Below are 24,603 nucleotides of genomic sequence, written 5' to 3'. Positions count from 1 at the left end.
CTTGAGGATGAGGGTCGGAAGCCGCGACCTTATTCCCTCCCCCTTGTGGGGAGGGTTAGGGTGAGGGTGTTGCCGCTGCCTTATCCGGTTTCATCATGCCCCGGTCCCGAAAACCAGGAACGCTTCGCTCCAGGTCGTTGCGCAAGCAAATGACCGAGGCGGAAAAGCGCCTCTGGTGGCACCTTGAGCGCGTGCCAGTGGAGAAGGGCCACTTCCGGCGGCTAGCCGCAATCGGCCCCTATGTGGTCGATTTCGTCTGTCACAGCGCCGGGCTCGTAATCGAGGTTGATGGTTTCCAGCATGGCTTTGAGGAAGGCTTGCGGGCCGATGCCGCCCGGACGGCCTGGCTTTCCTCCCAGGGCTACCAAGTCTTGCGGTTCTGGAACGACGAAGTGATGTCGCAGATCGATGTCGTACTCGACACAATCCATGCGGCTCTTTACACCGCATCTTCAAACGGCGCTGGCGCCGTCACCCCCACCCCCAGCCCCTCCCCACAAGGGGGAGGGGAGTGAGCGCGACGAGTTCTCATGCCCGATCTTCTCCTTGAACTCTTCTCCGAAGAAATTCCCGCCCGGATGCAGCGGCGTGCCGCTGAGGACCTGAAGAAGCTTGTGACCGACGCGCTCGTGGAGCGCGGCTTCCTCTATGAGGGCGCTCAAGCCTTCGCGACGCCGCGCCGCTTGACGCTCAACGTCGTCGGCCTCCCCGTGAAGGGGCAGGATGTGCGCGAGGAGCGCAAGGGCCCCCGTGTCGGCGCGCCGGAGGCTGCCGTCCAGGGCTTTTTGAAGAGCGCGGGGCTGGCCTCCCTCGATCAGGCCAAGATCGAGAAGGACCCGAAGAAGGGCGAGTTCTACGTGGCGCTGATCGAGCGGCCCGGCCGCCCGACGGAAGAGGTGCTGGCGGAGATCATCCCGCAGATCGTGAAAACCTTCCCCTGGCCGAAATCCATGCGCTCGGGCGCGGCTTCCGCCTCGCCGGGCTCCCTGCGTTGGGTGCGCCCGTTGCAATCCATCGTCTGCACCTTCGGCCCCGAGACGGAAGAGCCCGTGGTGGTGCGTTTCGAAGTGGACGGCATCGTCTCGGGCGACGTCACTCATGGTCACCGCTTCATGGCGCCGGGGCAGATCAAGGTGCGGCGCTACGACGATTATGCGCCGGCGCTCGAGCGCGCCAAGGTCGTGCTCGATGCGGACCGCCGCAAGGATATCATCCTGCACGACGCCAAGGACCTCGCCTTCGCGCAAGGCCTCGAACTCGTCGAGGACGAAGGCTTGCTGGAGGAGGTCGCGGGCCTCGTCGAATGGCCGGTGGTGCTGATGGGCTCCTTCGACGAAGCCTTTCTCGATATCCCGCCGGAAGTGATCCGCACCACGATCCGCGCCAATCAGAAATGCTTCGTGTTGCGCGACCCGCGCAAGGACAAGCTCGCCAACAAGTTCCTGCTGACCTCCAACCTCGTGGCGAAGGATGGCGGCAAGACCATCGTCGGCGGTAACGAGCGCGTGGTGCGCGCCCGTCTGTCGGACGCCAAGTTCTTCTGGGAGACGGACCAGAAGGTGAAGCTGGAAGACCGGCTGGAAAAGCTGACGACAATCGTCTTCCACGAAAAGCTCGGCACGCAATACGAGCGCGTGGAGCGCATCGCCGCGCTGGCGAAGGAACTCGCGCCTATCGTCGGCGCCGAGCCTGCGCAGGCCGAGCGCGCCGCGCGCCTCGCCAAGGCCGACCTCGTTACCGAGATGGTCGGCGAATTCCCCGAATTGCAGGGCCTCATGGGCCGCTACTACGCGGCGATCCAGGGCGAGCCCGTCAGTGTCGCCTCGGCCATCGAGGAACACTACAAGCCGCTCGGCCCCTCCGACCGCGTTCCGACCGATCCTGTGTCGGTTGCGGTGGCGCTGGCCGACAAGATCGACACGCTGGTGGGTTTTTGGGCCATCGATGAGAAGCCGACAGGATCGAAGGATCCTTACGCGCTAAGGCGGGCGGCTTTGGGCGTGATTAGGTTGGTACTGGAGAACGATATTAGGCTGCCGCTCATACCGGTGCTTAATTTTGCAGAGCTTCGCATCGCAAGGCAGTTTGGACGAGCTGAAGTGAGAGCGTTTGAGCCGGCTTATACAAGCCTTATTGAGCTCATTCAGAATATCGAGGACAGGAAGAAGCTGACGGCACTTTTGTTCGATCCGATTGATGGTGTTGCTGGCAAGCCCAGCGCGAGCGGAGATCTTGCCAGCATCATTCCCGACCTCCTCTCCTTCTTCGCCGACCGCCTAAAGGTCTATCTCCGCGATCAGGGCGCGCGACACGATCTCATCGACGCCGTTTTCGCGCTCGAAGGCCAGGACGATCTGCTCATGATCGTTCGCCGCGTCGAGGCGCTCGGGCGCTTTCTCGACACAGAAGACGGCGCGAACCTTCTCGCAGGTTATCGCCGCGCGGCGAACATTCTCCGCATCGAGGAGAAGAAGGACGGGCGGGCCTATAACGAGGAGCCGAATCGCCATCTCATCCACGAGCGCGGCCAGCCCGAGGAGAAGGTGCTGCTCGAAGTGCTCGAAACGGCGGCGCGTCATGCTCACGAGCATGTGATGCGCGAGGATTTCGAGGGCGCGATGCGCGCGCTCGCCGAGCTTCGCCCCGCCGTCGACGCCTTTTTCGACAAGGTGACGGTCAATGCGGAGGATCCGGAGCAGCGCGAGAACCGTTTGCGGCTTCTCAACGCCATCCGTGAGGCCACCCGCACGGTCGCGGATTTCTCCCGGATCGAGGGCTGAGGCACATTCCCCCGCGGCTGTTGCGTCGGGGACACAGCTTTGCCGGCTGCTTCGCGTTAGGCAGACGGCAACCCCGTTTCCTTCGGTTAAAAGCGATGATCTTCCGCCGTCTCCTGCTTGGCGCTCTTCTGAGTGCGTCTCTCGCCGCCTGTCAGACCGTCCAGGCCCCGCCGCAGCCTGTGGCCGAGGTCGATCCCTATGCCGGCTGGTATATCGGCATGGCTCCCGACAAGCCGTTCGACGTGCCGCTGGTCGACCGCAGCAAGATGGACGCCAAATACGCCCGCCAGACGGTGGAGTATAAGGGCTCGGAGAAGCCGGGCAGCATCGTCGTGGATATCGACGAGCGCGTTCTCTATCTCGTGCAGCCGGACAGCAAGGCCATCCGCTACGGCGTCGGCGTCGGCAAGCAGGGCTTCTCCTGGAAGGGTGTTGCGTCGGTTGGCCGCAAGGGCGTCTGGCCTTCCTGGTCGCCCACCAAGACCATGGTCGGCATCAAGCCGGATCTGCCGCGCTTCCGCGAGGCCGGCCTCGACAACCCGCTCGGCGCCCGCGCTCTCTACCTCTATCAGGACGGCCGCGACATCCTGTTCCGCATCCACGGCACCAACGAGCCATGGAGCATCGGCGAGCAGCTCTCTTCCGGCTGCGTGCGCATGCTGAACGAGGATGTGGTTGACCTCTACGAGCGCGTTCCCGTCGGTTCGACGGTCTATGTGAAGCGCAACGGGCGCTATCGGGTCTGATACCTGTCCATTCCTGAAAAGTGTTCGAAGGCCGGGCCCAGTCCCGGCCTTTTTGCTGGCGGAACGCTGCCGGATGGGAATTTGCTGTTCGGTTCTCGAAATGTTTGAAAAACATGGCTTTTCATAGCCATTTCGGTTCGAATTCCGGCGCGAAATTTCTCTCCAGGAGAGTGGGTTATCGGAAGTCGTGGCGCCGTCAGGGAAAATCCTTGTTTTGCCGGCAAAATCGGCCTTCCCGCGGCGCTGGAACCTTGGCTGTTCAGGTTGCGTTTTGGTGCGACATGCTTCAAGCCAAAACCTGCGCTACGGCAGGGTCATGTGAGCCAAAAGGGTCGAACGATGACGCAATGGGTGTATGCCTTCGGTGACGGCAAGGCTGAGGGTGAGGCGGGAATGAAGAACCTGCTCGGCGGCAAGGGCGCCAACCTCGCCGAGATGTCCAATCTGGGCTTGCCGGTTCCGCCCGGATTTACGATCACCACGGAAGTCTGCACGTATTATTACGACCACGGCAATTCCTACCCGCCGGAGCTGAAGGATCAGGTCGAGAAGGCCCTGGCCTTTGTCGGCCGCCTCACCAGCCGCACCTTCGGCGATCCCGAAAATCCGCTTCTCGTCTCCGTCCGCTCCGGCGCGCGGGCCTCGATGCCCGGCATGATGGATACGGTGCTCAATCTCGGCCTCAACGATCTCACCGTGCAGGCGCTCGCCAAAGGCGCGGGCGACGAGCGTTTCGCTTACGATTCCTACCGCCGTTTCATCACCATGTATTCCAACGTGGTGCTCGACATCGATCATCACCATTTCGAGGAAGCCCTCGACGAGTACAAGGATCGTCGCGGCTATACCCTCGATACCGACCTGTCCGCCGACGACTGGAAGGCGCTGATTCCGCGCTACAAGGCCATCGTCGAGAAAGAGCTGGGCAGGGCTTTCCCGCAGGAGCCGGAGGAGCAGCTCTGGGGCGCCATCGGCGCGGTGTTCGGCTCGTGGATGAACAACCGCGCGATCAAGTATCGCGAATTGCATTCCATTCCCGCGAACTGGGGCACGGCGGTGAACGTGCAGGCCATGGTCTTCGGCAATATGGGCGAGACCTCGGCCACCGGCGTGGCGTTTACCCGCAACCCGTCCACCGGCGAGAAGGAGCTCTACGGCGAGTTCCTCATCAATGCGCAGGGCGAGGATGTGGTGGCGGGCATCCGCACGCCGCAGGACATCACGGAGCGCGCGCGTGTGGCATCGGGCTCCAACAAACCCTCTATGGAACGGGCGATGCCGGATGCGTACAACGAACTCGTGCGTATCTACGGCATTCTTGAGAAGCACTACCGTGACATGCAGGACATGGAATTCACGGTGGAAAAGGGCAAGCTCTGGATGCTCCAGACCCGCAACGGCAAGCGTACGGCGAAAGCCGCGCTTCGCATCGCGGTGGAACTGGCCTCCGAGGGCCTGATCACGCAGGAAGAGGCGATCACCCGCGTCGAGCCTGCGGCGCTCGACCAGTTGCTTCATCCCACCATCGATCCCAAGGCCGACCGCAAGATCATCGCCACGGGCCTGCCCGCATCGCCGGGCGCGGCCTCGGGCGAGATCGTGTTCAATTCCGACGATGCGGAGGCGGCGAAGAAGGCGGGCCGGAAAGTCATTCTCGTACGCATCGAGACTTCGCCGGAAGACATTCACGGCATGCATGCGGCGGAGGGCATTCTCACCACCCGCGGCGGCATGACCTCGCATGCGGCGGTGGTCGCGCGCGGCATGGGCAAGCCCTGCGTCTCCGGCGCGGGCTCGATCCGCGTCGATTACAACGCGCAGACCATGAATGTGGCGGGACAGGTTCTGAAGAAGGGCGATGTCATCACCGTCGACGGTGCGAACGGGCAGGTGCTGCTCGGCCAGGTGAGGATGCTGGAGCCGGAACTCTCCGGCGAGTTCGCCACCCTCATGGGCTGGGCCGACAAGGTGCGCCGCATGAAGGTGCGCGCCAATGCGGAGACGCCGCTCGATGCGCGGACCGCGCGCAATTTCGGCGCGGAGGGCATCGGCCTTTGCCGTACCGAGCACATGTTCTTCGAAGGCGACCGCATCGTCGCCGTGCGTGAGATGATCCTCTCCGACGACGAGAAGGGCCGCCGCGCAGCGCTCGCCAAGCTCCTGCCGATGCAGCGCGCCGATTTCGTCGAGCTGTTCACGATCATGAGCGGGCTGCCCGTTACGATCCGCCTGCTCGATCCGCCGCTGCACGAGTTCTTGCCTCATTCGGAAGAGGAGATGCAGGAAGTCGCAAAGGCGATGAGCGCCTCCGTCGACAAGCTCAAGCGCCGTGCCGTCGAACTGCACGAGTTCAACCCGATGCTCGGTTTCCGCGGCGTGCGCCTTGCCGTCGCCTATCCGGAAATCGCCGAGATGCAGGCCCGCGCCATCTTCGAGGCGGCGGTGGAAGCCGGACGCGCCACCGGCAAGCCGGTCGTGCCGGAAATCATGGTGCCGCTCGTCATGACGAAGCCGGAGCTCGATCTGGTGAAGGCGCGCATCGTCGCCATGGCCGAAGCTGTCCGTAAGGAAACCGGCGTCACCGTGGAGTATCAGGTCGGCACGATGATCGAGCTGCCGCGCGCGGCTTTGCGCGCCGGGGACATCGCGAGCTCGGCAGAGTTCTTCTCCTTCGGCACCAACGACCTGACGCAGACAGCGCTCGGCATCTCCCGCGACGATGCGGCATCGTTCTTAGGGTCATATACGCAGAAGGGCATTCTTCCCGCCGATCCGTTCGTTACCATCGATCAGGAAGGTGTCGGCGAGTTAATCAGGATCGCGGCGGAGCGCGGCCGGCAGGTGCGCGGCAACATCAAGCTCGGCATCTGCGGCGAGCATGGCGGCGATCCGGCCTCGATCCATTTCTGCCAGAGCGTCGGACTCGACTACGTGTCGTGCTCGCCCTACCGTGTGCCGATCGCGCGTCTTGCGGCCGCCCAGGCGGCGCTCGGGGGTAAAGCGGCGAGCCAGGCTTGAGGAAACAGACATGCTGCACCAGGGATCTTGTCATTGCGGTAAGGTCGCATTCGAGGTCGAGACCGATCTCGAACAGATCATCGAATGCAATTGCTCGCATTGCAGCCGCAAGGGCTATCTGCTCGCCTTCGTGCAACGCGGCGCGTTGAATATCACCCGTGGCGAGAGCGATCTCGCCACCTACACCTTCAACACGCACAGCATTCAGCACCGCTTCTGCTCCACATGCGGCTGCGCGCCGTTCGGCGAGGGCAAGAAGCCGACTGGCGAAGCGACGGCGGCGATCAATGTGCGCTGTCTCGAAGCGATCGATCTCACATCGCTCAACCGCATTCCGGTGGACGGCCGCAGCTTCTGAGTATCGGTTATTCTTAAATGAAGGCGAGCCCGCACTCTGCTGCGGGCTCGCCTTTGTCGTTCATGCCATCGCCGCATCCGAGCGGCGCAGCCCGATGAATTGCAGCTCCGCGTACATCAGCACGACCAGCCCTTGGGCGATGACGAAGGCGTAGCCTGCCCGTGTCGGCTCGACCCATCCGCTCATGAGAAGCAGGATGCTCTCCGTCGCCCAGATCGCGTTGGCGATGACGACGGCCCATACCACGGGCCGGGCAAGCTGATCGCGCAGGCCGAGATAGCCGACGAGCGCCGCATAGGGCAGGAGGATCGTACCGGACAGGCGCAGGAGCACTTCCGGCAGCCCGAGGATAGCGCCGAGAGGACCTGCCGCGAGCAGCATCAGCAGGCCGCAGGCGGCGCTGGTGGCGGCATCCGCGACAAGGGCCTGACGCAGGAAGGGGGAGGGAACGATCATGGGCATGGCAAGCTCCTTTCAATGGCTTCTCTCAAGGTCCGCTTTCGCTTCATCGACCTTGCGGCCATGATCGCGATGGTCAGGAGGCTGGTCGATTACCTCGGAGGTCATTGGAACCTGCCGCGTGCTTGCGCTATCGTCGGCGCATGATGATGAATTCCGGCCCCACTATCGGTGACCACCTGCGTGACTGGCGTCAGCGCCGGCGCTTGAGCCAGATGGATCTCGCCCTCGAAGCCGATATCTCCACCCGCCATTTGAGCTTCCTCGAAACGGGACGCTCGCAGCCGAGTCGCGAGATGGTTCTGCATCTTGCCGAGCAGCTCGAAATCCCCTTGCGCGAGCGCAACATCCTGCTGATCGCGGCGGGCTATGCGCCGGTCTATTCGCACAAGCCGCTCGACGATCCGTCCCTGCAGGCGGCGCGACAGGCGGTCGATCTCGTGCTCAAGGGGCATGAGCCTTATCCGGCGCTTGCCGTCGACCGGCATTGGTCGCTCATCGCCGCAAACGGCGCGCTCATGCCGCTGATCGGCGCTGTCGATCCCGCGCTCCTGAAACCGCCGGTGAACGTGCTGCGTCTCAGCCTGCATCCGGCGGGACTTGCTCCGCGCATCGTGAATCTTTCCGAGTGGCGCGATCATCTCCTGTCCCGCCTGCATCATCAGGTCGATGTGACGGCGGATGCGACGCTCATGAAGCTGATGGACGAGCTGCGTGCCTATCCCATGCCCGGCGGCGCATCGCGCGCGCCGCAGCCGCGCCAGGATTATGCGGGCGTCCTCGTGCCGCTTCAGCTCATGACGGAGGAGGGGATGCTCACGCTCTTCAGCACCACGACGGTGTTCGGAACGCCGGTGGACGTGACGCTTTCCGAAATCGCCATCGAGGCCTTCTTCCCGGCCGATCCCGCGACGGCGACGATCCTGCAGAAAATGTCGCAGAGCCGGAAAGGCGCGAGCGCCGGGCCTTAACCGGGCATCAACCTTAATCGCCGATAAACATCCCAAGCCGGAGCAGCCCCCGTGGAAGCTCCTCGAGTCGGTTCTGGTAGGGTGTTTGTCGCGTGCGTCGTCGGTATCGTCGATCTCGGGTGAGATGGATCTGCGCCACAGTGGCGCCCTGGGCGCTGGCGGCCGGACTCCTGGTCTCCTTCACGGCTTCGGCCAGCAACGGCGTTCAATCCGGCTTCAGCTTCGCGGCCCGAAGCCCCGTGGCCCGCCTGACCGATACCGGCCTCGTTCCGCCGATCGGCATGACCTCCGGTCTCTCGGGCAGGCTCGATCTCGGCCGCGATATCCTGCGCACGACGCCGCGTTACGATCTGCCCGACGAGGCGACCCTGAAGGGCGAACATCTGCGCGGCGATATGAAAGCCGGCGCCGGCGCCTATCCTGCCGTCGACCGGGCTCTCAAAGGCGGGCGCGCGGCCTTCCGCCTTTTCACGCTCTCGGAGCGCGCGCGGGAAATCCGTACGAGCCTGACCCCGTCCGGGTCGCGCATCCTGTTCAACCGGAATGAAAATCTTCTGCCGCCGACCATCCTCATGGAAGGAAAGCTCGAAGGGCCGGAGATGGAGCAGAAGGGCTTCGAGCCCTGGCAGGCTCCGGAACTGACCACGACGCGCCAGGCTACCTCCATTCAGTCGCCCGCCGCCGCCGCGGCGGGTTCGACAGGTGCCGCCGCGGGTTCGACCACGCCTTTCGTCAAGCGCGCCATCGTCCTGTCCTCGACGACGCCCGCCCCAGCGGATGCGACGCCGATTGAAATCGCCGCCGCTCCGGTCTCGCGGATCGATAAGAACGGTAGCGCCGACACCACGATCGTTGCCCGCACCGACGATGAACGTCCGCGCTATGCGGACCTCATCGATCCCGACAACTTGAGCAAGGAGCAGCGCTGCCTGGCGGAAGCCGTCTATTTCGAGGCGCGCAGCGAATCCGAGGATGGCCAGGCCGCCGTCGCCCAGGTGGTGCTGAACCGCGTGAAGAGCGGCCTCTATCCTTCGTCGATCTGCGGTGTCGTCTACCAGAACCGCCACCGCCATCTCGCCTGTCAGTTCACCTTCGCCTGCGAAGGCAAGGCGCTGCGGGTGACGGAATCCGAGCCCTGGGACAGGGCGAAGCGGATCGCGAGCGCGGTGCTCGAGGGCAGGACCTACCTCGCCGATGTGGGCGGCGCGACCCACTATCACGCCGATTACGTGAAACCCTATTGGGCCCGCCGCCTGAAGAAAATGGACGTGATCGGTCGGCACATTTTCTACAAGCTCAGGCCGGGTCAGACCTGATCGTATCGCCCGTGCGACATGCATCGGGCTGACGTGAGTCACGCATGCTTGAGAATGTTCTTTCAATGCTATTGCGTTACATAGTTTTTCTTGAAGTTTCCCCAAAGGTAGTATGGGTCGTGATGTGTTGTGCGCTATGTGGATAGGCGCCGGGTGAAATATATTATTGGTATAGTTACAAGATAACATAAAAAGAATTGGCAGGCAGCCCGGTATCAGGTGATGATATGGCTGTCATTAAAAACTCCGTTGCAGGATCGGGATATGGGAGCGCTTACGTCGATTCCTTGGTCTGGGGACGTTATGCCTGGGATCCTGCGAGCGGGCCGATCTCGTATTACTTTGGTGCCAAGGCCGATTTCAACGCTGCGCTGACGGCTCATGGTGCAAGCGAATATTTGACGAGCGGCGCCGCGGCGCAAGCCTGGAAGCCGCAGGAAATAAAAGCCTTCGTTTTTGCCCTATCAAACATCGAGCGCGTTTGCAGCCTGACCTTCGTCCCTGCCGCCTCGGTCGCAAAAGCCAATATGGTGTGGTGGAAGGCCGATCTCGGCGATGAGATTCTCGGTGCGCATGAGCTCCCGGCAGCCGGACAGATTTGGGGCTATTTCAATCCGACCTTCACTGCCTCATGGAACAATCTGAGCATCGGGGGGGACGGTCTTTACGTCATTACCCACGAAATCGGACATGGTCTGGGGCTCGCCCATCCGCACGACGGCGGCGGGGAGGCGGATGCAACCAGATTCCCCGGCGTCGATTCCCCCGGCGACATCGGCAGTCTTGGTCTCAACCAGAGCATCTGGACGGCGATGTCGTATAATCGTGGGTGGAGCGAGGCTCCGTACAGCACAAGCTTCGGAGGCCAGGGCGGCCTGGGAACCTTCGACATTGCCGCGTTGCAGGCGCTCTATGGAGCAAACATGTCGGCGGCGCCGGATAACGACACCTATCTTCTGCCGAGCCGGAACACGACAGGAACGGGCTGGTCCAGCATTTGGGATACCGGTGGCACCGATACGATCAGTGGCCTTTCCGCCGAGGGCGAGGTCACGATCGATCTGCGCGCGGCGAGCCTCGTTCAGGGAGACCCCAATGCCGGAGGCTACGCATCCCAGCAATGGGATATCGGTGGCGGCTTCACGATCGCCAACGGCGTTACGATCGAGAATGCCTATGGCGGCAGCTGGAATGATCGGCTGATCGGGAACGACGCTGCAAACCTGCTTCGCGGCTATGCCGGCGACGATGTGCTTCGGGGCTTTGGCGGCAATGACATCCTCCAAGGCTACGCAGGTGACGATGAGTTGATAGGCGATGCGAATAACGACACCCTGTCGGGCGGCCTCGGCAACGACACGCTCAAGGGTGGAGCGGGGCGCGATATATTCATCTTCAGTACCAAGCCGAACATAGAGTCCAATCGCGACAAGATCGCCGATTTCAATGTCAGGGACGACACGATCTGGCTGGACGACAAGGTCTTCACCAAGATCGGCAAGGGCACGGAGTTGAAACCCGGCAAGTTGAACAAGAAGTTCTTCACCTTCGGCGAAGAGGCAAGGGACAGGGACGATCACGTCATTTACGACAAGATGAAGGGCGTATTGCATTTCGATCCCGATGGGTCCGGCCCCAAAAAGGCGGTCGATATTGCGACGCTGACTAAGAAGCTTGCGCTTACCATCGATGACTTCAGAGTGATCTGAAGCAATCGTTTCGACCTCACGCAAGACCCCACGGAGGCGAGAGCGTGCCCTAGGGGATGGAATTCGATCTCCGTTTGCGAACTGTCCCGGTGCTCGCTGCGTCCGAACATGAGAGCCGCGCGGCAGGTCCGATCCATCACGCGATCTCATGGCTTGCGCGATAAACTTTCAATTTTGCGGCTTGGCATCTTGGTTTAGTGTCCGCCTTCGCGTCGCCGAAGGAGCGAGATCATGTCAGCGCCCTCTATCCGCTCCCGTTTTTCGCCGGAGATCATCGTCCTCTCCGGCTGTGTGATCGCCCTCATCACCTTTGGACCGAGGGCCTCCGCGGGTCTGTTCCAGATTCCGATGACGATGGAATACGGCTGGGGGCGCGATGTGTTCGGCCTGGCCATCGCCGTCCAGAACCTGCTCTGGGGTCTCGGGCAGCCCTTCGCCGGCGCGGTGGCGGATCGGTTCGGGGCTTTCCGGGTGCTGTGCGTCGGCGCGGTGCTTTATGCGCTCGGCCTCGTGGTCATGGCCAATGCCACCTCGCCCACGATGCTGCATCTCGGTGCCGGCGTCCTGATCGGCTTCGGCCTGTCCGGCTGCTCTTTCAATCTGGTGCTGGGCGCCTTCAGCAAGCTTCTTCCCGAGTCCTGGCGACCCATGGCGTTCGGCGCCGGAACGGCGGCGGGCTCCTTCGGGCAGTTCCTGTTCCCCCCGATCGGCAACATGCTGATCGAGTCGCTCGGCTGGCATCAGGCCCTGCTGATGTTCGCGGCTAGCGTCCTGCTCGTCCTGCCCTTCGCCGTGGCGCTGGCGACACGCCCGGTGGAGGCGGCACACCAGGGCGGGCCAGCCCCGGTGCCGGGCCAGTCGATCCGGCAGGCCCTGACGGAAGCCTTCCGCCATCGCTCCTATGTGCTTCTCGTTCTCGGCTTCTTCACCTGCGGGTTCCAGCTTGCCTTCATCACCGTGCACCTGCCGGCCTATCTGCGGGATGCCGGATTGTCGGCCGCGGTCGGCGGATGGACGCTGGCGGTGATCGGGCTTGCCAATGCCTTCGGCTCGCTCACTTCGGGCTGGCTGTCGACCCGCATGTCGAAGCGGTGGCTGCTGGCCTGGATCTATTTCGGGCGCTCGGTGGCCATCGCCGTCTTCATCCTGCTGCCGGCCTCGCCCGCCACATCCATTGCCTTCGGCATATCCATCGGCCTGCTCTGGCTTTCGACGGTCCCGCCCACATCCTCCCTCGTGATGCTGATGTTCGGCACCCGTTACATGGCCATGCTCTACGGCTTCGCCTTCTTTTCCCATCAGGTCGGCGGCTTCCTCGGCGTCTGGCTCGGCGGCGTGCTCTATGAGGCCTATGGCAATTACACCTTCGTGTGGTGGCTCTCGATCGCGCTCGGCATCGCCTCGGCCCTGATCAACCTCCCGATCAAGGAGAAGCCCGTCGAGCGGGCGGTGGGATTGCAGCCGGCCGAGTGAGGACGGCCCCTTTACGGAAATGACGCGAATACGCTTGCCCCGGCCCGCTGCCACGCCACAACTGTCCTGAAGCAGTGGAGGGACCGGCATGGGCACGTTCAAGGCAATCGTCATCGACAAGGACAAGTCCGGACAGCATGTCGAGCGCCGCGACTTCGACGAAGCCGACCTCATGGAAGGCGATGTCACGGTCCAGGTGACGCATTCGACCGTCAATTACAAGGATGGCTTGGCGCTCACCGGCAAGGCGCCGGTGGTGCGCCGTTTCCCGATGATCCCCGGGGTCGATCTGGCAGGGATCGTCGAGACCTCGTCCCATCCGGATTTCAAGACGGGCGATCCGGTCATCCTGAACGGCTGGGGCCTGGGCGAAACGCATCTGGGCGCCTATGCCGAGAAGGTGCGTGTCAGGGGCGAGTGGCTCATCCATCTGCCGAAGGGGCTGACTGCCTTTCAGGCCATGGCCATCGGCACCGCGGGCTATACGGCCATGCTGTGCATGATGGCGCTCGAGCGCCACGGCCTTCGCTGCACTCGCGGCCCGGCCATCGTCACGGGGGCGGCCGGCGGCGTCGGCTCAGTCGCCATAACGCTGCTCGCCAGGGCCGGATGGCATGTGATCGCATCCACCGGGCGGACCCATGAAGCGGATTACCTCAAGAATCTCGGCGCCGCGGAGATTCTCGACCGCAGTGAGCTGATGGGTCCGGCCAAACCTCTGGCCAAGGAAAGATGGCTGGCCGGGATCGATATCGTCGGGACGCATACCTTGGCGAATGTGCTGTCCATGACCCGGTATGGCGGCGCGATTGCCGCCTGCGGACTTGCTGGCGGCATGGACCTTCCGGGCTCGGTTGCCCCCTTCATCCTGCGCGGGGTCTCCCTTCTCGGGATCGATTCCGTGATGGCGCCGAGGGCGCTTCGCCTGGAGGCGTGGAGCCGTCTCGCGCGCGATCTCGATCTTGAAAAGCTCGACAGCATGACGACCAGCATCACCCTCGATCAGGTGATGGAAGCAGGCCGCGAGATCGTGGAGGGCAGAATCCGCGGGCGGGTCGTGGTGGAGCTCGGTTGATCCTTTGCGAAGGCGCGGAACGCCCGTTTCCCGGCCAGTATGGGTGCCCCGTCATTCCGTCATTTCGGGGCGAGCGTCAGCGAGAGCCCGACCCGAAAGGCCTTCCCGGAATGACGGGGGGTAGATCCGACGACGCGGCTTCATTCACAAGCAGCCTTTCAGGCGGCTCTGACGCCGCTGCCCTCGATCCATTTCCTCTGCTTGCCGATCTCGGTCGCCATGAAATCCAGGAAGGCGCGCACCCGCGCCGATTGGCGAAGATCGGGATGGGTGAGGAGCCACAAGCCCGCTCCGAAATCCGGGTTGATGGCCGACAGGCGAACGAGGCTCGGATTCGCATCGGCGATGAAACAGGGCAGGGGGCCGATCCCGGTTCCCACCTCGATGGCTTCGGCAAGCCCCAGGACCGTATTGACCTTATAGACGATCTGTTCGGTCGGAACCCGGTCCCGCACGAAGCGTGCCGCCTTGAGAGTGGCGAGGTTGTCTCCGAGCGCGACCCAGGGCCGCTGGTAGAGGGCGGGGGTATCGGCGACCTCGTCGGGCTGCGGAAAATCCACGGTCCGGCCGTAGATAGCCCAGGCGATGGTCGCGACGCGCCGTCCCACCAGCGTTTCCGGCGGATTGTCCGTAGCCCGGATCGCCACATCCGCGTCGCGCTTCGACAGGTTCAGAGCCTGATTGGCAAGCACCACATCGAGACGCATCTCGGGGCAGACAGTGATGAATCTTGCAAAGATCGGCGTGAGCAAGTGCACGAGAAGGGTGTCGTTGGTCGTTACCCGCAACTCGCCCGCAGGCGCCACGGCCTGTCCGGCGAGCTTGCGGGTGAAGGAGGCGACGTTCTCCTCCATGTGCTCCGCGAGCGCCGTCATCTCTTCGCCCGCAGGCGTCAGCACATAGCCGGTCCGGTGTCGCTCGAAGAGCTTGACGCCGAGGCCTTCTTCCATCTGGCCGAGCCGACGGAAAACGGTGGAATGATTGACGCCGAGGCGATCTGCCGCGCCTGCCAGTCCATTCGCCTCAGCGATGACCTTCACAAGTCTGAAATCATCCCAGACGAGATGCTGCTTCGCCACGATTTTGCATCCATGCAAAAAAGACCCTGCAAAGCTACCACTGGTTTTGCAGCTTGGAAAGCTTATCGTCCGCAAGCATCACAATCGCAGTAGATGGCTGCAGCTTATGAAAACGCTCAAACGTTTTCAATGCTGCGTCCCGCGCCCTACCGATCGCTGTTGGAGAAAACAATGACTAAGGTTCTGGTACTGTATTATTCCTCATGGGGTCATATCGAGCAGATGGCTTACGCTGCCGCCGAGGGAGCCCGTGAAGCGGGAGCCGAGGTCGTGGTGAAGCGTGTGCCCGAACTCGTGCCCGAGGAAGTGGCCAAGGCCGCTCATTACAAGCTCGACCAGAAGGCACCCATCGCCACGATCGAGGAGCTTCCCCAGTACGACGCGATCATCTTCGGCACGCCGACCCGTTACGGCAACATGACGGCGCAGATGAAGAACTTCCTCGACCAGACAGGCGCCCACTGGGCGAGCGGTGCATTGGTCGGCAAGGTGGGTTCGGTCTTCGCCTCCAGCGCGACCCAGCATGGCGGTCAGGAATCGACCATCCTGACCTTCCACCCGGTCCTTCTGCATCTGGGCTTCGTCGTCGTCGGCCTGCCCTATGCTTTCGCGGGCCAGATGGGCGTCGAGGGAGTGAAGGGCGGCTCGCCCTACGGCGCCTCGACGATTGCCGGCGCCGACGGATCGCGCCAGCCGAGCAAGGTCGAGCTCGACGCGGCGCGCTTCCAGGGGCGGCACGTGGCGCAGATCGCCGGCAAGCTCGCCGCGAAGTAAACTCGGTTCGAAAGGTCGTGGGGCGGATTACCGCTCCGCCGCCGCCCGCCTGAGCCGGTCGTTGATCGCCTCGCCGAGGCCCGCCTCCGGGATCGGGCTCACGGCAATGGTTGCGGCGCCCGACGCGTCGAGTTGCCTCAGATAAGAGAACAGGTGAGCGGCGGCCTCGGTGAGGTCGCCGTTTTCGCTCAGGTTGAGGGAGGCGGCCGCTCCCTCGATGCCGCCGGGCCGGCCGGCCCCGAAAAGCAGTGCCGCCTCGCCGGAGCGGATATCCTTCGCATCGAGGCGCACCTGTGCGCGCGGCGCGTAATGGGAGGCCAGCATGCCCGGCGCGACAGGGTTGTTGCCCGTCTCCGAAGCGCCTTCGAGCTTTTGTCCGATGACGGCTTCGATTGCCTCACGCGGCACGCCACCGGGGCGCAGCAGGCGAGGGGGGCCGCCGAGGCAGGCCACGATGGTCGATTCCAGTCCGACCTCCGCAGCGCCGCCGTCGAGTACCGCATCGATGCGCCCGTCGAGATCGCCCAGCACATGATCCGCAGCCGTCGGGCTCACACGCCCGGACCGGTTGGCCGAAGGAGCGGCAACGGGGCGGCCAAACGCGGCCAGGAGGGCATGGGCGAGGGGGTGCGAGGGCACGCGCAGGCCGACGCTGTCGAGGCCCGCGCGGGCCAGGTCCGAGATGGTGCAGGTCGGCGCGACCGGGACCACGAGGGTCAAGGGGCCGGGCCAGAAGGCTGCGGCCAGACGCAGTGCCGTCTCGTCGAAGATGCCCTGGACTTGAGCGGATCGGACGCTGTCCAGGTGGGAAATCAGGGGGTTGAAGCTTGGGCGGTCCTTGGCGGCATAGATCCCCGCCACGGCTTCCGCCTGGGTGGCATCGGCGCCCAGCCCGTAGACGGTCTCCGTCGGGAAGGCGACCAGCCCGCCGTGGCGCAGGATCTCCGCCGCTCGGGCAAGCCCGGCCGCATCCGGTTGCAGGCGGTCCGTCCGCACCATTGACCCGTGATCGTTCACCTCTAAACTATCCTTTGTCCAGGCAGGCTCAGTACTTGCCGGGCGGGTTTAGAGCATTCTCCGCAAAAGAGAATGCGTTGAATGAAGACTTCCAGAGCGCCTTGCGACCCTATGGAATCGCAAGATACTCCAACCGTGCGGCGACGCGCGTCATAACAAGCCTTCTGCCGAGAGGAAACCGATGGCCTACCGCGCCCCTGTCTCCGACATCGCCTTCACCTTGCGCCACGTGGCAGGTTTCGACCGCGCTCTGGAGGATGGCCTTTATGGCGATCTTTCCGTCGATCTGGCGGAGACGATCCTGGCGGAGGCGGGCCGTTTCGCGGGCGAGGTGATCGCCCCCCTCAACCGTGAGGGCGACAAGCATGGCGTCACGCTGAAAGATGGCGAGGTCACGACCGCTCCGGGCTGGAAGGAGGCCTACCGGGCCTGGACGGAAGCGGGCTGGAATGCCCTGCCGGGCCCGATGGACTTTGGCGGGCAGGGCCTGCCGACCCTTCTCAACTCCGCCTGCGTCGAAATGTGGAACTCCGCTTCCATGGCCTTCGGCATCGGCCCGATCCTGACCATGGGTTCCATCGAGGCGCTGATCGCCCATGGTTCCGATGACCTGCGAAGCCGGTATCTGGAAAAGCTCGTCTCGGGCGAATGGACGGCGACCATGAACCTGACCGAGCCGCAGGCGGGCTCGGATCTCGCGGCCCTGCGCTCCCGCGCCGAACGGGTGGGGGACGGCACCTATCGCATCAGGGGCCAGAAGATCTTCATCACCTATGGCGAGCACGACCTGACGGACAATATCGTCCATCTCGTGCTGGCGCGCCTGCCCGATGCGCCCGCGGGCACGCGCGGCATCTCGCTGTTTCTCGTGCCCAAAGCCCTGCCCGACGGGACCCGCAACGACGTTCGTTGCAGCGGCATCGAGCACAAGCTCGGTATCCATGCCTCGCCCACCTGCACTATGATTTTCGGCGATCGTGGCGGCGCCGTCGGCTGGCTCGTCGGCGAGGAAAACCGCGGCCTCGCCTGCATGTTCACGATGATGAACAATGCCCGCCTCGCAGTGGGCTTGCAGGGCGTCGCCATTGCGGAGCGGGCCTATCAGCAGGCTCTGGCTTACGCTCATGAGCGCCGGCAGGGGCGCGCTGTCGGCAGTGCGCAGGACGGCATGAGCCCCATCGTCGAGCATCCGGACGTGCAGCGCAATCTCCTCACCATGAAGGCGCTGACCGCCGCCTCCCGCGCGATCTGCTACATGACCGCCGCCGCCATCGACCGCGCCCATCTCGCGCAGGATGAGGCCGCTCGCCGGAAGGCCAATGAGCGCGCCTCCCTGCTCACGCCGGTGGCGAAAGCCTTCTCCACCGATATCGGCGTCGAGGTGGCCTCCCTCGGCATCCAGGTTCATGGCGGCATGGGCTATGTGGAGGAGACGGGCGCGGCGCAGCATCTGCGGGATGCGCGCATCGCGCCGATCTACGAGGGCACCAACGGCATCCAGGCCATCGACCTCGTCATGCGCAAGCTGCCGCTCTCCGGCGGCGATACGGTGCGGGCGCAGATCGCCGCCATGCGCGCCACGGTCACGCGCCTCCTGAAAGAGGGAACACCGTCTTTCAGACACACCGCGCCGCGCCTGCGCGATGCCGTCGAGAGCCTCGACCGGGCGACCGGCTATCTACTCAAGATCGTGCTTGCGAATGCGCCCGCCGAGGCGCTTGCCGGTGCGACGCCTTACTTACGCCTCTTCGCCCTGGCGCAAGGCGGCACGGCCCTCGCGGATGCGGCGCTTGCCGCCAACAGGATGATGGCTGAGGGCGACACCGATCCGGCTCATGCAGGACGTATCGCGCTCTGCCGCTTCTTCGCGGAAAACATCGCCGTCGGCGCCAAGGGACTGGAGGATACGGTCCTGAGCGGCGCAGGTTTCCTGCATGACGCAAATCTGGCCCTGGTGAGCTGACATCATGAGTCTCAAAGGCAAAACCCTCTTCATCACCGGTGCCTCCCGCGGCATCGGGCTTGCCATCGGTCTTCGCGCGGCCAAGGACGGCGCGAATGTGGTAATCGCGGCCAAGACCGCCGAACCGCATCCGAAGCTGCCGGGCACCATCTACACGGCGGCGAGCGAGATCGAGAAGGCGGGCGGCAAGGCGCTGCCCCTCGTCGTCGACGTGCGCGACGAGGACGCGGTGAAGGGCGCCATCGACAAAACCGTGGAGACCTTCGGCGGCCTCGATATCGTCGTGAACAATGCCAGCGCCATCAGCCTCACGCCGACGCCGCAGACCGACATGAAGCGTTTCGATCTGATGCACCAGATCAATACGCGCGGCACCTACATGGTGTCGAAATATGCGATCCCGCATCTGGAGAAGGCGGAAAACCCGCACATCCTCATGCTGTCGCCGCCGCTCGACATGAAGGAAAAATGGTTCGCGCCGCATCTCGCCTATTCGCTGGCGAAATACGGCATGAGCCTGTGCGTGCTTGGACTCGCGGGCGAGTTGCGGGGCAGGGGCATCGCCGTCAACGCGCTCTGGCCGCGCACCACCATCGCGACGAGTGCGGTGAAGAACCTGCTCGGCGGGGATCAGATCGCGCAGGCGAGCCGCACGCCGGAAATCCTGGCGGATGCGGCCCATGCGATTTTCGAGAAGCCGGCGGAGTCCTTCACCGGGAATTTCCTCATCGACGACACGTTCCTGGGCGGCGAAGGCGTCACCGATTTCGAGAAATACCGCGTCGATCCGTCCAAGCCCCTGATGCCGGATTTCTTCGTGCCGGACGACAGCCGGCCGCCCTCGCGGTCCTCTTGAAAACCGGATAAAACTCCATCCGAACAGGCGGAGACGGGCATGATCGTCATTCACAGACCGAAGGAAAAAGCGGGATTGGCGACACTCGAGCGCCATATTCTGAGGCCGGGCGAAATCATTCCCGCAGATGCCCTGTGGATCGACCTGATCGAGCCGGCCCGCGACGAAGATCAGCTCGTCGAACAGTTTCTCAACATCCAGATCCCGACCCGGGAAGAGATGGCGGATATCGAGCCGTCGGAAATCCTCTACCGCGAGAACAACGCGCTCTACATGACGGCGCGTGTCCTGTGCAGTTCCGAGACGGAGACCCCCAAACTCATCGATATCTCCTTCATCCTGACGGACAGGGCCCTTGTGACGGTGCGCTACGGCGAGCCGCGCTCCTTCACCATGTTCATGTCCCGCGCCGTGAAGCCCGGCGGCTGCCGTCCGCAGCCCGAAGCGGTGCTCGAAGGGCTCATCGAGACTATCATCGACCGCGCCGCCGAAATCCTGGCTCAGGTCGGAGCGCGCATCGACCGCCTCTCGCAATCGATCTTCGACAACGAACGCCAGGGACCGCGTCGCGCGGCGGCCTTCCGGGCCGGGCTGAAATCCATCGGCCGGAAAGGCGATGTCATCTCCAAGGTCCGCGAGAGCATGATGTCGATCGAGCGCCTTCTGCTGTTCCTGTCGGCCAGCCTTCCTCGGTCCCAGAAGGGTAAGGGAGTGCATGCGGAATGGCGCAGCGCCGTGCGCGACGTACAATCCATCGAGGAGCACGCGACCTTTCTCTCGAACAAGCTGCAATTCCTCCTCGATGCGACGCTCGGCCTCGTCACCATCGAGCAGAACGACATCATCAAGCTGTTCTCGGTGATGTCGGTGATCTTCCTGCCGCCGACCCTTGTGGCGTCGGTCTACGGCATGAATTTCGAAATCATGCCGGAACTGCATTGGAAGCTCGGCTATCCCTACGCCATCGGCGCGATCGTCGTGGCGGCCATCCTGCCCTATCTGTTCTTCCGCTGGAAACGGTGGCTTTAACGACATGTGCGGCCGCTACGCCATCACGCTTTCTCCGGAAGCCTATCGGGAATTTTTCGGCTACCCGGAGCAACCCAATTTTCCGCCGCGCTTCAACGTGGCGCCGACACAGCCCGTGCCCGTCGTCATCGAGGATCGGGGCGAGCGGCATTTCAGGCTCGTGCGCTGGGGTTTCCTGCCATCCTGGGCGAAGGATCCGAGGGATTTCCCGCTCGTCATCAATGCGCGCGGCGAAACGCTCGAGACCAAGCCGACCTTCAAGGCCGCTTTGAAACGCCGCCGCTGCATCTTTCTCGCCGACGGCTTCTACGAATGGCAGCGGCACGGACGCGAGAAAGCTCCGTTCCTGATCCGCAAGCGCAACCGGAAACCGTTGCCGCTGGCGGGATTGTGGGAAACCTACAGCGATCCTGAAGGCGGCGAGATCGACACCGCCGCCATCGTGACGACGGATGCCAACGGCGTCCTCTCCGCCGTGCATGACCGCATGCCGGTGATCCTGTCGCCGGACGATATGGGCGCCTGGCTCGATGTGCGGAATGAAGACACGAGCAGGGCCATGCGTCTCGTCCGCCCCTGTCCCGAAGAATGGCTCGACATGGTTCCTGTCAGCCGCCGGGTGAACAAGGTCGAGAACGACGATCCGGGCCTGCAGGAGCCGCTTGCTGAACCTGAAGCGGCGCCCGTGCGCGAGACGAAGCGCAAGGCCGCCAAGCCGCGCTCCAGCGACGAGGACGATCAGGGGAGCTTGTTTTAGCTGTGTGCCATCACCTCTCCCTGAGGGAGAGGGAGGATGTCGCGCTACCGCCGTTTCTTCACCACATCCCGCCGCAGGATGCCGACGACTTCCAGATGCGGCGAATACTTGAACTGGTCGACCGGCACGACGCGTTCCAGCCTGTATCCGCCACCCATGAGGATCGCCGCATCGCGGGCGAAGGTCGCCGCGTCGCAGGACACGCTCACCACGAGAGGCACCTTCGAGACGGCAAGCTGCTGCGCCTGTGCTTCCGCACCGGCGCGGGGCGGGTCGATCACGACGGCATCGAAGGTGTTCAGTTCGGGCAGCAGCAGAGGACGGCGGAAGAGATCTCGTGCTTCCACACTCACGCGCCGCAGGCCGGGCGTGGCGCGCGCCGCCTTGTCGAGCGCCACCATCGAAGCCTTATCGGTTTCGACGGCATGAACCTCCGATTTCTCCGCCAGTCGCAGGGCGAAGGGGCCGCAGCCGGAAAACAGATCGGCGACACGCTTCGCGCGCTGACAGGCATCGGTCGCGAGAGCAGCCATGGTTTCTTCGCCGCTTTGCGTCGCTTGCAGGAAGGATCCCGGCGGTGGAACGACGGAGGCACGGCTCACGGTGATTGCCGGGGGGCGGCGCTCGACGATCACATCGCCATGGAGCGAAAGGCGCGCCAGATCGAGGCTCGCCGCGAGATCGATCAGGCTGAAGCGGTCCTTGTCCGTGATGGGGCCGTGCCCGCGCACATCCACATCGAGGCCGCTCTCCGTCGCCGTGATCTGGACATCGAGGGGTTTTCGCGCCGCGCTCAGATGTTTGCCGATGGCGCGGGCGACGATCGGGGCCTGCCGTTGCAGAGCCTGCACGGCGATGGGGCAGTGATCGATCTCCACCACGTGATGGCTGCGTGCCGCCATGAAGCCCACATGCATGGCGCGATCAGGAAAGCGCACATGCAACGTCACGCGCCGCCGTCCCTCGCCATGGGCGTCGATCAGCGGTTCGAGCGGCGCATCGATCCGCGCCTGCCGCAAGGTATGCGCCAGCGTTTCCTGTTTCCAGGTCTGATAGAATCCGTGCCGCATATGCTGTGTCGCGCAGCCGCCACATTCTCCGAAATAGGGGCAGAAGGGAGTCTCGCGCTCCGGCGAAGCGGCCTCGACGCTGAGAAGCCGCCCCCGTGAGCCCTCGCGTTCGATCAGGACCGTTTCTCCCGGCAGTGCATAAGGTACGAAGACGGGACCGTTTTCCGTTTCCGCAATGCCATCCGCCTTCGCGCCCAGGCGCTTGATCGTCATCCGTTCAGCCACGGCGCGCTCCCAACAGAAATTCACGATTGCCGTCCCCGCCCGCGATGGGGGAGGGAATCAGCCCCAGCGGGGTGAAGCCGAGGGACGTGACGAAACTCGTCATATCCTCGCAGACGGCGCGATGCACCGCTTCGTCCCGCACGATGCCCTTCTTCACATGACCCCGCCCTGCCTCGAATTGCGGCTTCACGAGCACGGCGAGAGAGGCGCGCGGCTTGAGAAGTGCGACAGCCGCGGGAAGGACGAGCTTCAGCGAGATGAAGCTCACATCGGCCACGAGAAGGTCCGCAGGCTCGGGGATGAGAGCCGGGCTCACCATGCGCGCATCCGTACTCTCGAGGCTCGTCACGCGCGTATCCTGCGCGATTTTGGGATGCAGCTGACCATGCCCGACATCGACCGCGTAGACATGGGCCGCGCCGCGCAGAAGCAGCACTTCCGTGAATCCTCCGGTGGAGGCTCCGATATCGAGGCAGATGCAGTCCTTGGGGTCGATGTGGAACATGTCGAGCGCCGCCGCCAGTTTCACGCCGCCACGCGAGACGTAAGGGTGGGGCGCTTCCGCCGTGATGACGGCGTCATTCGGCACCATATCGGAAGCCTTGCGCACGACCGCGCCGTCGACCGTGACGAGGCCCGCCGCAATCGCTTCCTGCGCCCGCGCGCGGCTCGTGAAGAAGCCCCGCTCGACAAGAACCATATCGGCCCGCTTGCGCGTCATGCGAACCTCGTCCCGATCATGCCGCTCATAATTCCCACCTTCCCGCTTCCTCTGGGCCAGGAACAAAACCCCCCGTTCCGCATCTCCCGTTCGAGACGCCGACGATGGCCGAAATGAGGGAGCCACAGATGATCAGCCGCCGCCATCTCCTGACCGGAGCCGCTCTTCTCGCCACCAGCGCTGCCATTCCCCGTGCCTTCGCGCAAGCCCCCAACGGTCCATTCACGCTGCCGCCGCTGCTTTATGCGCCCAACAAGAACGAGCCGTATATCGATGCGATGACCATGGAACTGCATCACGACAAACACCATGCGGCTTATGTGAAGAATCTCAACGATGCGGTTGCGCAGCATACGGACGTGGCCAGAATGCCGCTTCAGGACATTCTGGCCAATTTGAATAAGGTCCCGGAATCGATCCGCATCGCGGTCCGCAACAATGGCGGCGGCCACGCCAATCACACCATGTTCTGGGAGATCATGGGCGGATCGGGCGGCGAGCCGACGGGCGAGGTGAAGAGCGCCATCGACCGCGATCTCGGTGGAATGTCGAAGTTCCAGGCCGATTTCAACAATGCGGGTGAAAAAGTCTTCGGTTCGGGCTGGGTCTTCGTGACCGTCGACCGCTCGGGCAAGCTCGCCCTCGTGACCAAGCCGAACCAGGACACGCCGCTCATGGACGGGCACCATGTCCTCATGGGCAACGACGTGTGGGAACACGCCTATTACCTCAAATACCAGAACCGCCGCCCGGACTATCTGAAAGCGTGGTGGAACGTGCTCGACTGGGACAAGATCGGCCAACGCTATGCTGCGGCAAAAGCGGGTAAGCTGGTGATTTGAGAACCTCCACTGTCGTTCCGGGTCGCCGCAGGCGAGCCCGGAATGATGGTGCGAGTTACGCTTACGCCCGCGCCTTGCGTGATGTTTCCTGTCCCAGCGCTTCGAAGACTTTTGCGACGATGCCGGCGGCATCGAGGCCGGCCCTGGCATACAGGCGCTCGGGCTTGTCGTGGTCGAGATACAGATCCGGCAGCACCAGCGACCGCACCTTGAGGCTGCCGCGGTCGAGCCCGCCATGCTCGGCCAACAGCTGCAGCACATACGACCCAAACCCGCCGATCGCGCCTTCCTCCACCGTGACCAGCACCTCGTGCTCGCGCGCCAGCCGCAGGATCAGGTCTTCGTCGAGCGGCTTGGCAAAGCCC

Annotated in this window: 23 protein-coding genes; 17 read left to right on the top strand and 6 right to left on the bottom strand. The window is 63.7% G+C overall.

Annotated elements, in window-relative coordinates; all coding sequences use genetic code 11:
- The first annotated feature begins 95 nt into the window (after positions 1-95).
- The 5 genes from AB4Y97_RS19085 (at position 96) to AB4Y97_RS19065 (ending at position 6,902) form a co-directional block, all read left to right on the top strand.
- On the top strand, positions 96-515 hold the full coding sequence (locus tag AB4Y97_RS19085; protein ID WP_442000628.1) for an endonuclease domain-containing protein: 420 nt from the start codon (positions 96-98) through the stop codon (positions 513-515).
- Positions 516-530: 15 nt separating this feature from the next.
- Positions 531-2,780 (top strand): glycine--tRNA ligase subunit beta, encoded by a 2,250-nt coding sequence (gene glyS / locus AB4Y97_RS19080; RefSeq protein WP_442000627.1) that lies wholly within the window; start codon positions 531-533, stop codon positions 2,778-2,780.
- A 95-nt stretch (positions 2,781-2,875) separates the two neighbouring features.
- The gene (locus tag AB4Y97_RS19075) at positions 2,876-3,526 is read left to right on the top strand and encodes a L,D-transpeptidase (RefSeq protein ID WP_442000626.1); all 651 of its coding nucleotides are present in this window, start codon (positions 2,876-2,878) and stop codon (positions 3,524-3,526) included.
- A 339-nt stretch (positions 3,527-3,865) separates the two neighbouring features.
- Positions 3,866-6,544, top strand: a complete 2,679-nt coding sequence (gene ppdK, locus AB4Y97_RS19070) for a pyruvate, phosphate dikinase (protein ID WP_442000625.1) — start codon at positions 3,866-3,868, stop codon at positions 6,542-6,544.
- A 10-nt stretch (positions 6,545-6,554) separates the two neighbouring features.
- The gene (locus AB4Y97_RS19065) at positions 6,555-6,902 is read left to right on the top strand and encodes a GFA family protein (RefSeq protein WP_442000624.1); all 348 of its coding nucleotides are present in this window, start codon (positions 6,555-6,557) and stop codon (positions 6,900-6,902) included.
- Positions 6,903-6,962: 60 nt separating this feature from the next.
- Here AB4Y97_RS19065 and AB4Y97_RS19060 read toward each other — a convergent pair whose 3' ends face one another.
- Positions 6,963-7,364, bottom strand: a complete 402-nt coding sequence (locus AB4Y97_RS19060; RefSeq protein WP_442000623.1) for a hypothetical protein — start codon at positions 7,362-7,364, stop codon at positions 6,963-6,965.
- Between the two features lie 15 nt (positions 7,365-7,379).
- Here AB4Y97_RS19060 and AB4Y97_RS19055 point away from each other — a divergent pair, with 15 nt between their 5' ends.
- The 6 genes from AB4Y97_RS19055 (at position 7,380) to acuI (ending at position 13,905) form a co-directional block, all read left to right on the top strand.
- Positions 7,380-7,508 carry a hypothetical protein gene (locus tag AB4Y97_RS19055; protein ID WP_442000622.1) on the top strand — a complete coding sequence of 43 codons (129 nt, stop codon included), beginning with the start codon at positions 7,380-7,382 and terminating at the stop codon, positions 7,506-7,508.
- Positions 7,508-8,332, top strand: a complete 825-nt coding sequence (locus tag AB4Y97_RS19050; protein WP_442000663.1) for a helix-turn-helix domain-containing protein — start codon at positions 7,508-7,510, stop codon at positions 8,330-8,332. Before AB4Y97_RS19055 ends, AB4Y97_RS19050 begins: the two co-directional genes overlap by 1 nt.
- A 140-nt stretch (positions 8,333-8,472) precedes the next feature.
- Positions 8,473-9,648 (top strand): cell wall hydrolase, encoded by a 1,176-nt coding sequence (locus AB4Y97_RS19045; RefSeq protein ID WP_442000621.1) that lies wholly within the window; start codon positions 8,473-8,475, stop codon positions 9,646-9,648.
- Positions 9,649-9,875: 227 nt separating this feature from the next.
- Entirely contained in the window at positions 9,876-11,357 is a 1,482-nt protein-coding gene (locus AB4Y97_RS19040; RefSeq protein WP_442000620.1) for a M10 family metallopeptidase C-terminal domain-containing protein, read from the top strand.
- 231 nt (positions 11,358-11,588) lie between these two features.
- The gene (locus AB4Y97_RS19035; protein ID WP_442000619.1) at positions 11,589-12,830 is read left to right on the top strand and encodes an MFS transporter; all 1,242 of its coding nucleotides are present in this window, start codon (positions 11,589-11,591) and stop codon (positions 12,828-12,830) included.
- 88 nt (positions 12,831-12,918) lie between these two features.
- Positions 12,919-13,905, top strand: a complete 987-nt coding sequence (gene acuI / locus AB4Y97_RS19030; protein WP_442000618.1) for an acrylyl-CoA reductase (NADPH) — start codon at positions 12,919-12,921, stop codon at positions 13,903-13,905.
- A 158-nt stretch (positions 13,906-14,063) separates the two neighbouring features.
- On the opposite strand, the gene AB4Y97_RS19025 is transcribed toward acuI, so the two are convergent.
- Complete coding sequence (locus AB4Y97_RS19025) at positions 14,064-14,987, bottom strand: LysR family transcriptional regulator (protein WP_442000662.1); 924 nt, start codon at positions 14,985-14,987, stop codon at positions 14,064-14,066.
- A gap of 168 nt (positions 14,988-15,155) precedes the next feature.
- Between AB4Y97_RS19025 and wrbA the strand changes: the two genes are divergently transcribed.
- Positions 15,156-15,758 (top strand): NAD(P)H:quinone oxidoreductase, encoded by a 603-nt coding sequence (gene wrbA, locus AB4Y97_RS19020; protein WP_442000617.1) that lies wholly within the window; start codon positions 15,156-15,158, stop codon positions 15,756-15,758.
- Positions 15,759-15,785: 27 nt separating this feature from the next.
- Here the strand turns inward: wrbA and AB4Y97_RS19015 are convergent, their stop codons facing one another.
- Complete coding sequence (locus AB4Y97_RS19015; protein WP_442000616.1) at positions 15,786-16,775, bottom strand: L-threonylcarbamoyladenylate synthase; 990 nt, start codon at positions 16,773-16,775, stop codon at positions 15,786-15,788.
- Between the two features lie 181 nt (positions 16,776-16,956).
- Here AB4Y97_RS19015 and AB4Y97_RS19010 point away from each other — a divergent pair, with 181 nt between their 5' ends.
- Genes AB4Y97_RS19010 through AB4Y97_RS18995 form a run of 4 tightly spaced genes read left to right on the top strand, consistent with a single transcriptional unit; the run spans position 16,957 to position 21,380 of the window.
- On the top strand, positions 16,957-18,738 hold the full coding sequence (locus AB4Y97_RS19010) for an acyl-CoA dehydrogenase (protein ID WP_442000615.1): 1,782 nt from the start codon (positions 16,957-16,959) through the stop codon (positions 18,736-18,738).
- Between the two features lie 4 nt (positions 18,739-18,742).
- Positions 18,743-19,594, top strand: coding sequence for an SDR family oxidoreductase (locus AB4Y97_RS19005; RefSeq protein ID WP_442000614.1), 852 nt, complete (start codon positions 18,743-18,745; stop codon positions 19,592-19,594).
- Positions 19,595-19,633: 39 nt separating this feature from the next.
- Positions 19,634-20,623 carry a magnesium transporter CorA family protein gene (locus AB4Y97_RS19000; RefSeq protein WP_442000613.1) on the top strand — a complete coding sequence of 330 codons (990 nt, stop codon included), beginning with the start codon at positions 19,634-19,636 and terminating at the stop codon, positions 20,621-20,623.
- 4 nt (positions 20,624-20,627) lie between these two features.
- Complete coding sequence (locus AB4Y97_RS18995) at positions 20,628-21,380, top strand: SOS response-associated peptidase (protein ID WP_442000612.1); 753 nt, start codon at positions 20,628-20,630, stop codon at positions 21,378-21,380.
- A 44-nt stretch (positions 21,381-21,424) separates the two neighbouring features.
- Here the strand turns inward: AB4Y97_RS18995 and AB4Y97_RS18990 are convergent, their stop codons facing one another.
- Entirely contained in the window at positions 21,425-22,663 is a 1,239-nt protein-coding gene (locus AB4Y97_RS18990; protein WP_442000661.1) for a class I SAM-dependent RNA methyltransferase, read from the bottom strand.
- 4 nt (positions 22,664-22,667) lie between these two features.
- Positions 22,668-23,396 (bottom strand): TlyA family RNA methyltransferase, encoded by a 729-nt coding sequence (locus AB4Y97_RS18985; protein WP_442000611.1) that lies wholly within the window; start codon positions 23,394-23,396, stop codon positions 22,668-22,670.
- A gap of 128 nt (positions 23,397-23,524) precedes the next feature.
- On the opposite strand from AB4Y97_RS18985, the gene AB4Y97_RS18980 reads away from it, so the two are divergent.
- Complete coding sequence (locus AB4Y97_RS18980; RefSeq protein ID WP_442000610.1) at positions 23,525-24,238, top strand: superoxide dismutase; 714 nt, start codon at positions 23,525-23,527, stop codon at positions 24,236-24,238.
- 61 nt (positions 24,239-24,299) lie between these two features.
- On the opposite strand, the gene AB4Y97_RS18975 is transcribed toward AB4Y97_RS18980, so the two are convergent.
- On the bottom strand, positions 24,300-24,603 hold a 304-nt coding region (locus tag AB4Y97_RS18975; RefSeq protein WP_442000609.1), incomplete at its 5' end, for a transketolase C-terminal domain-containing protein.

The sequence above is a fragment of the Microvirga sp. 2TAF3 genome (assembly GCF_052114965.1).
Lineage (GTDB): Bacteria > Pseudomonadota > Alphaproteobacteria > Rhizobiales > Beijerinckiaceae > Microvirga.
Note: the sequence above shows the minus strand (reverse complement) of the source record. Positions and strands in the feature narration are given on the sequence as shown.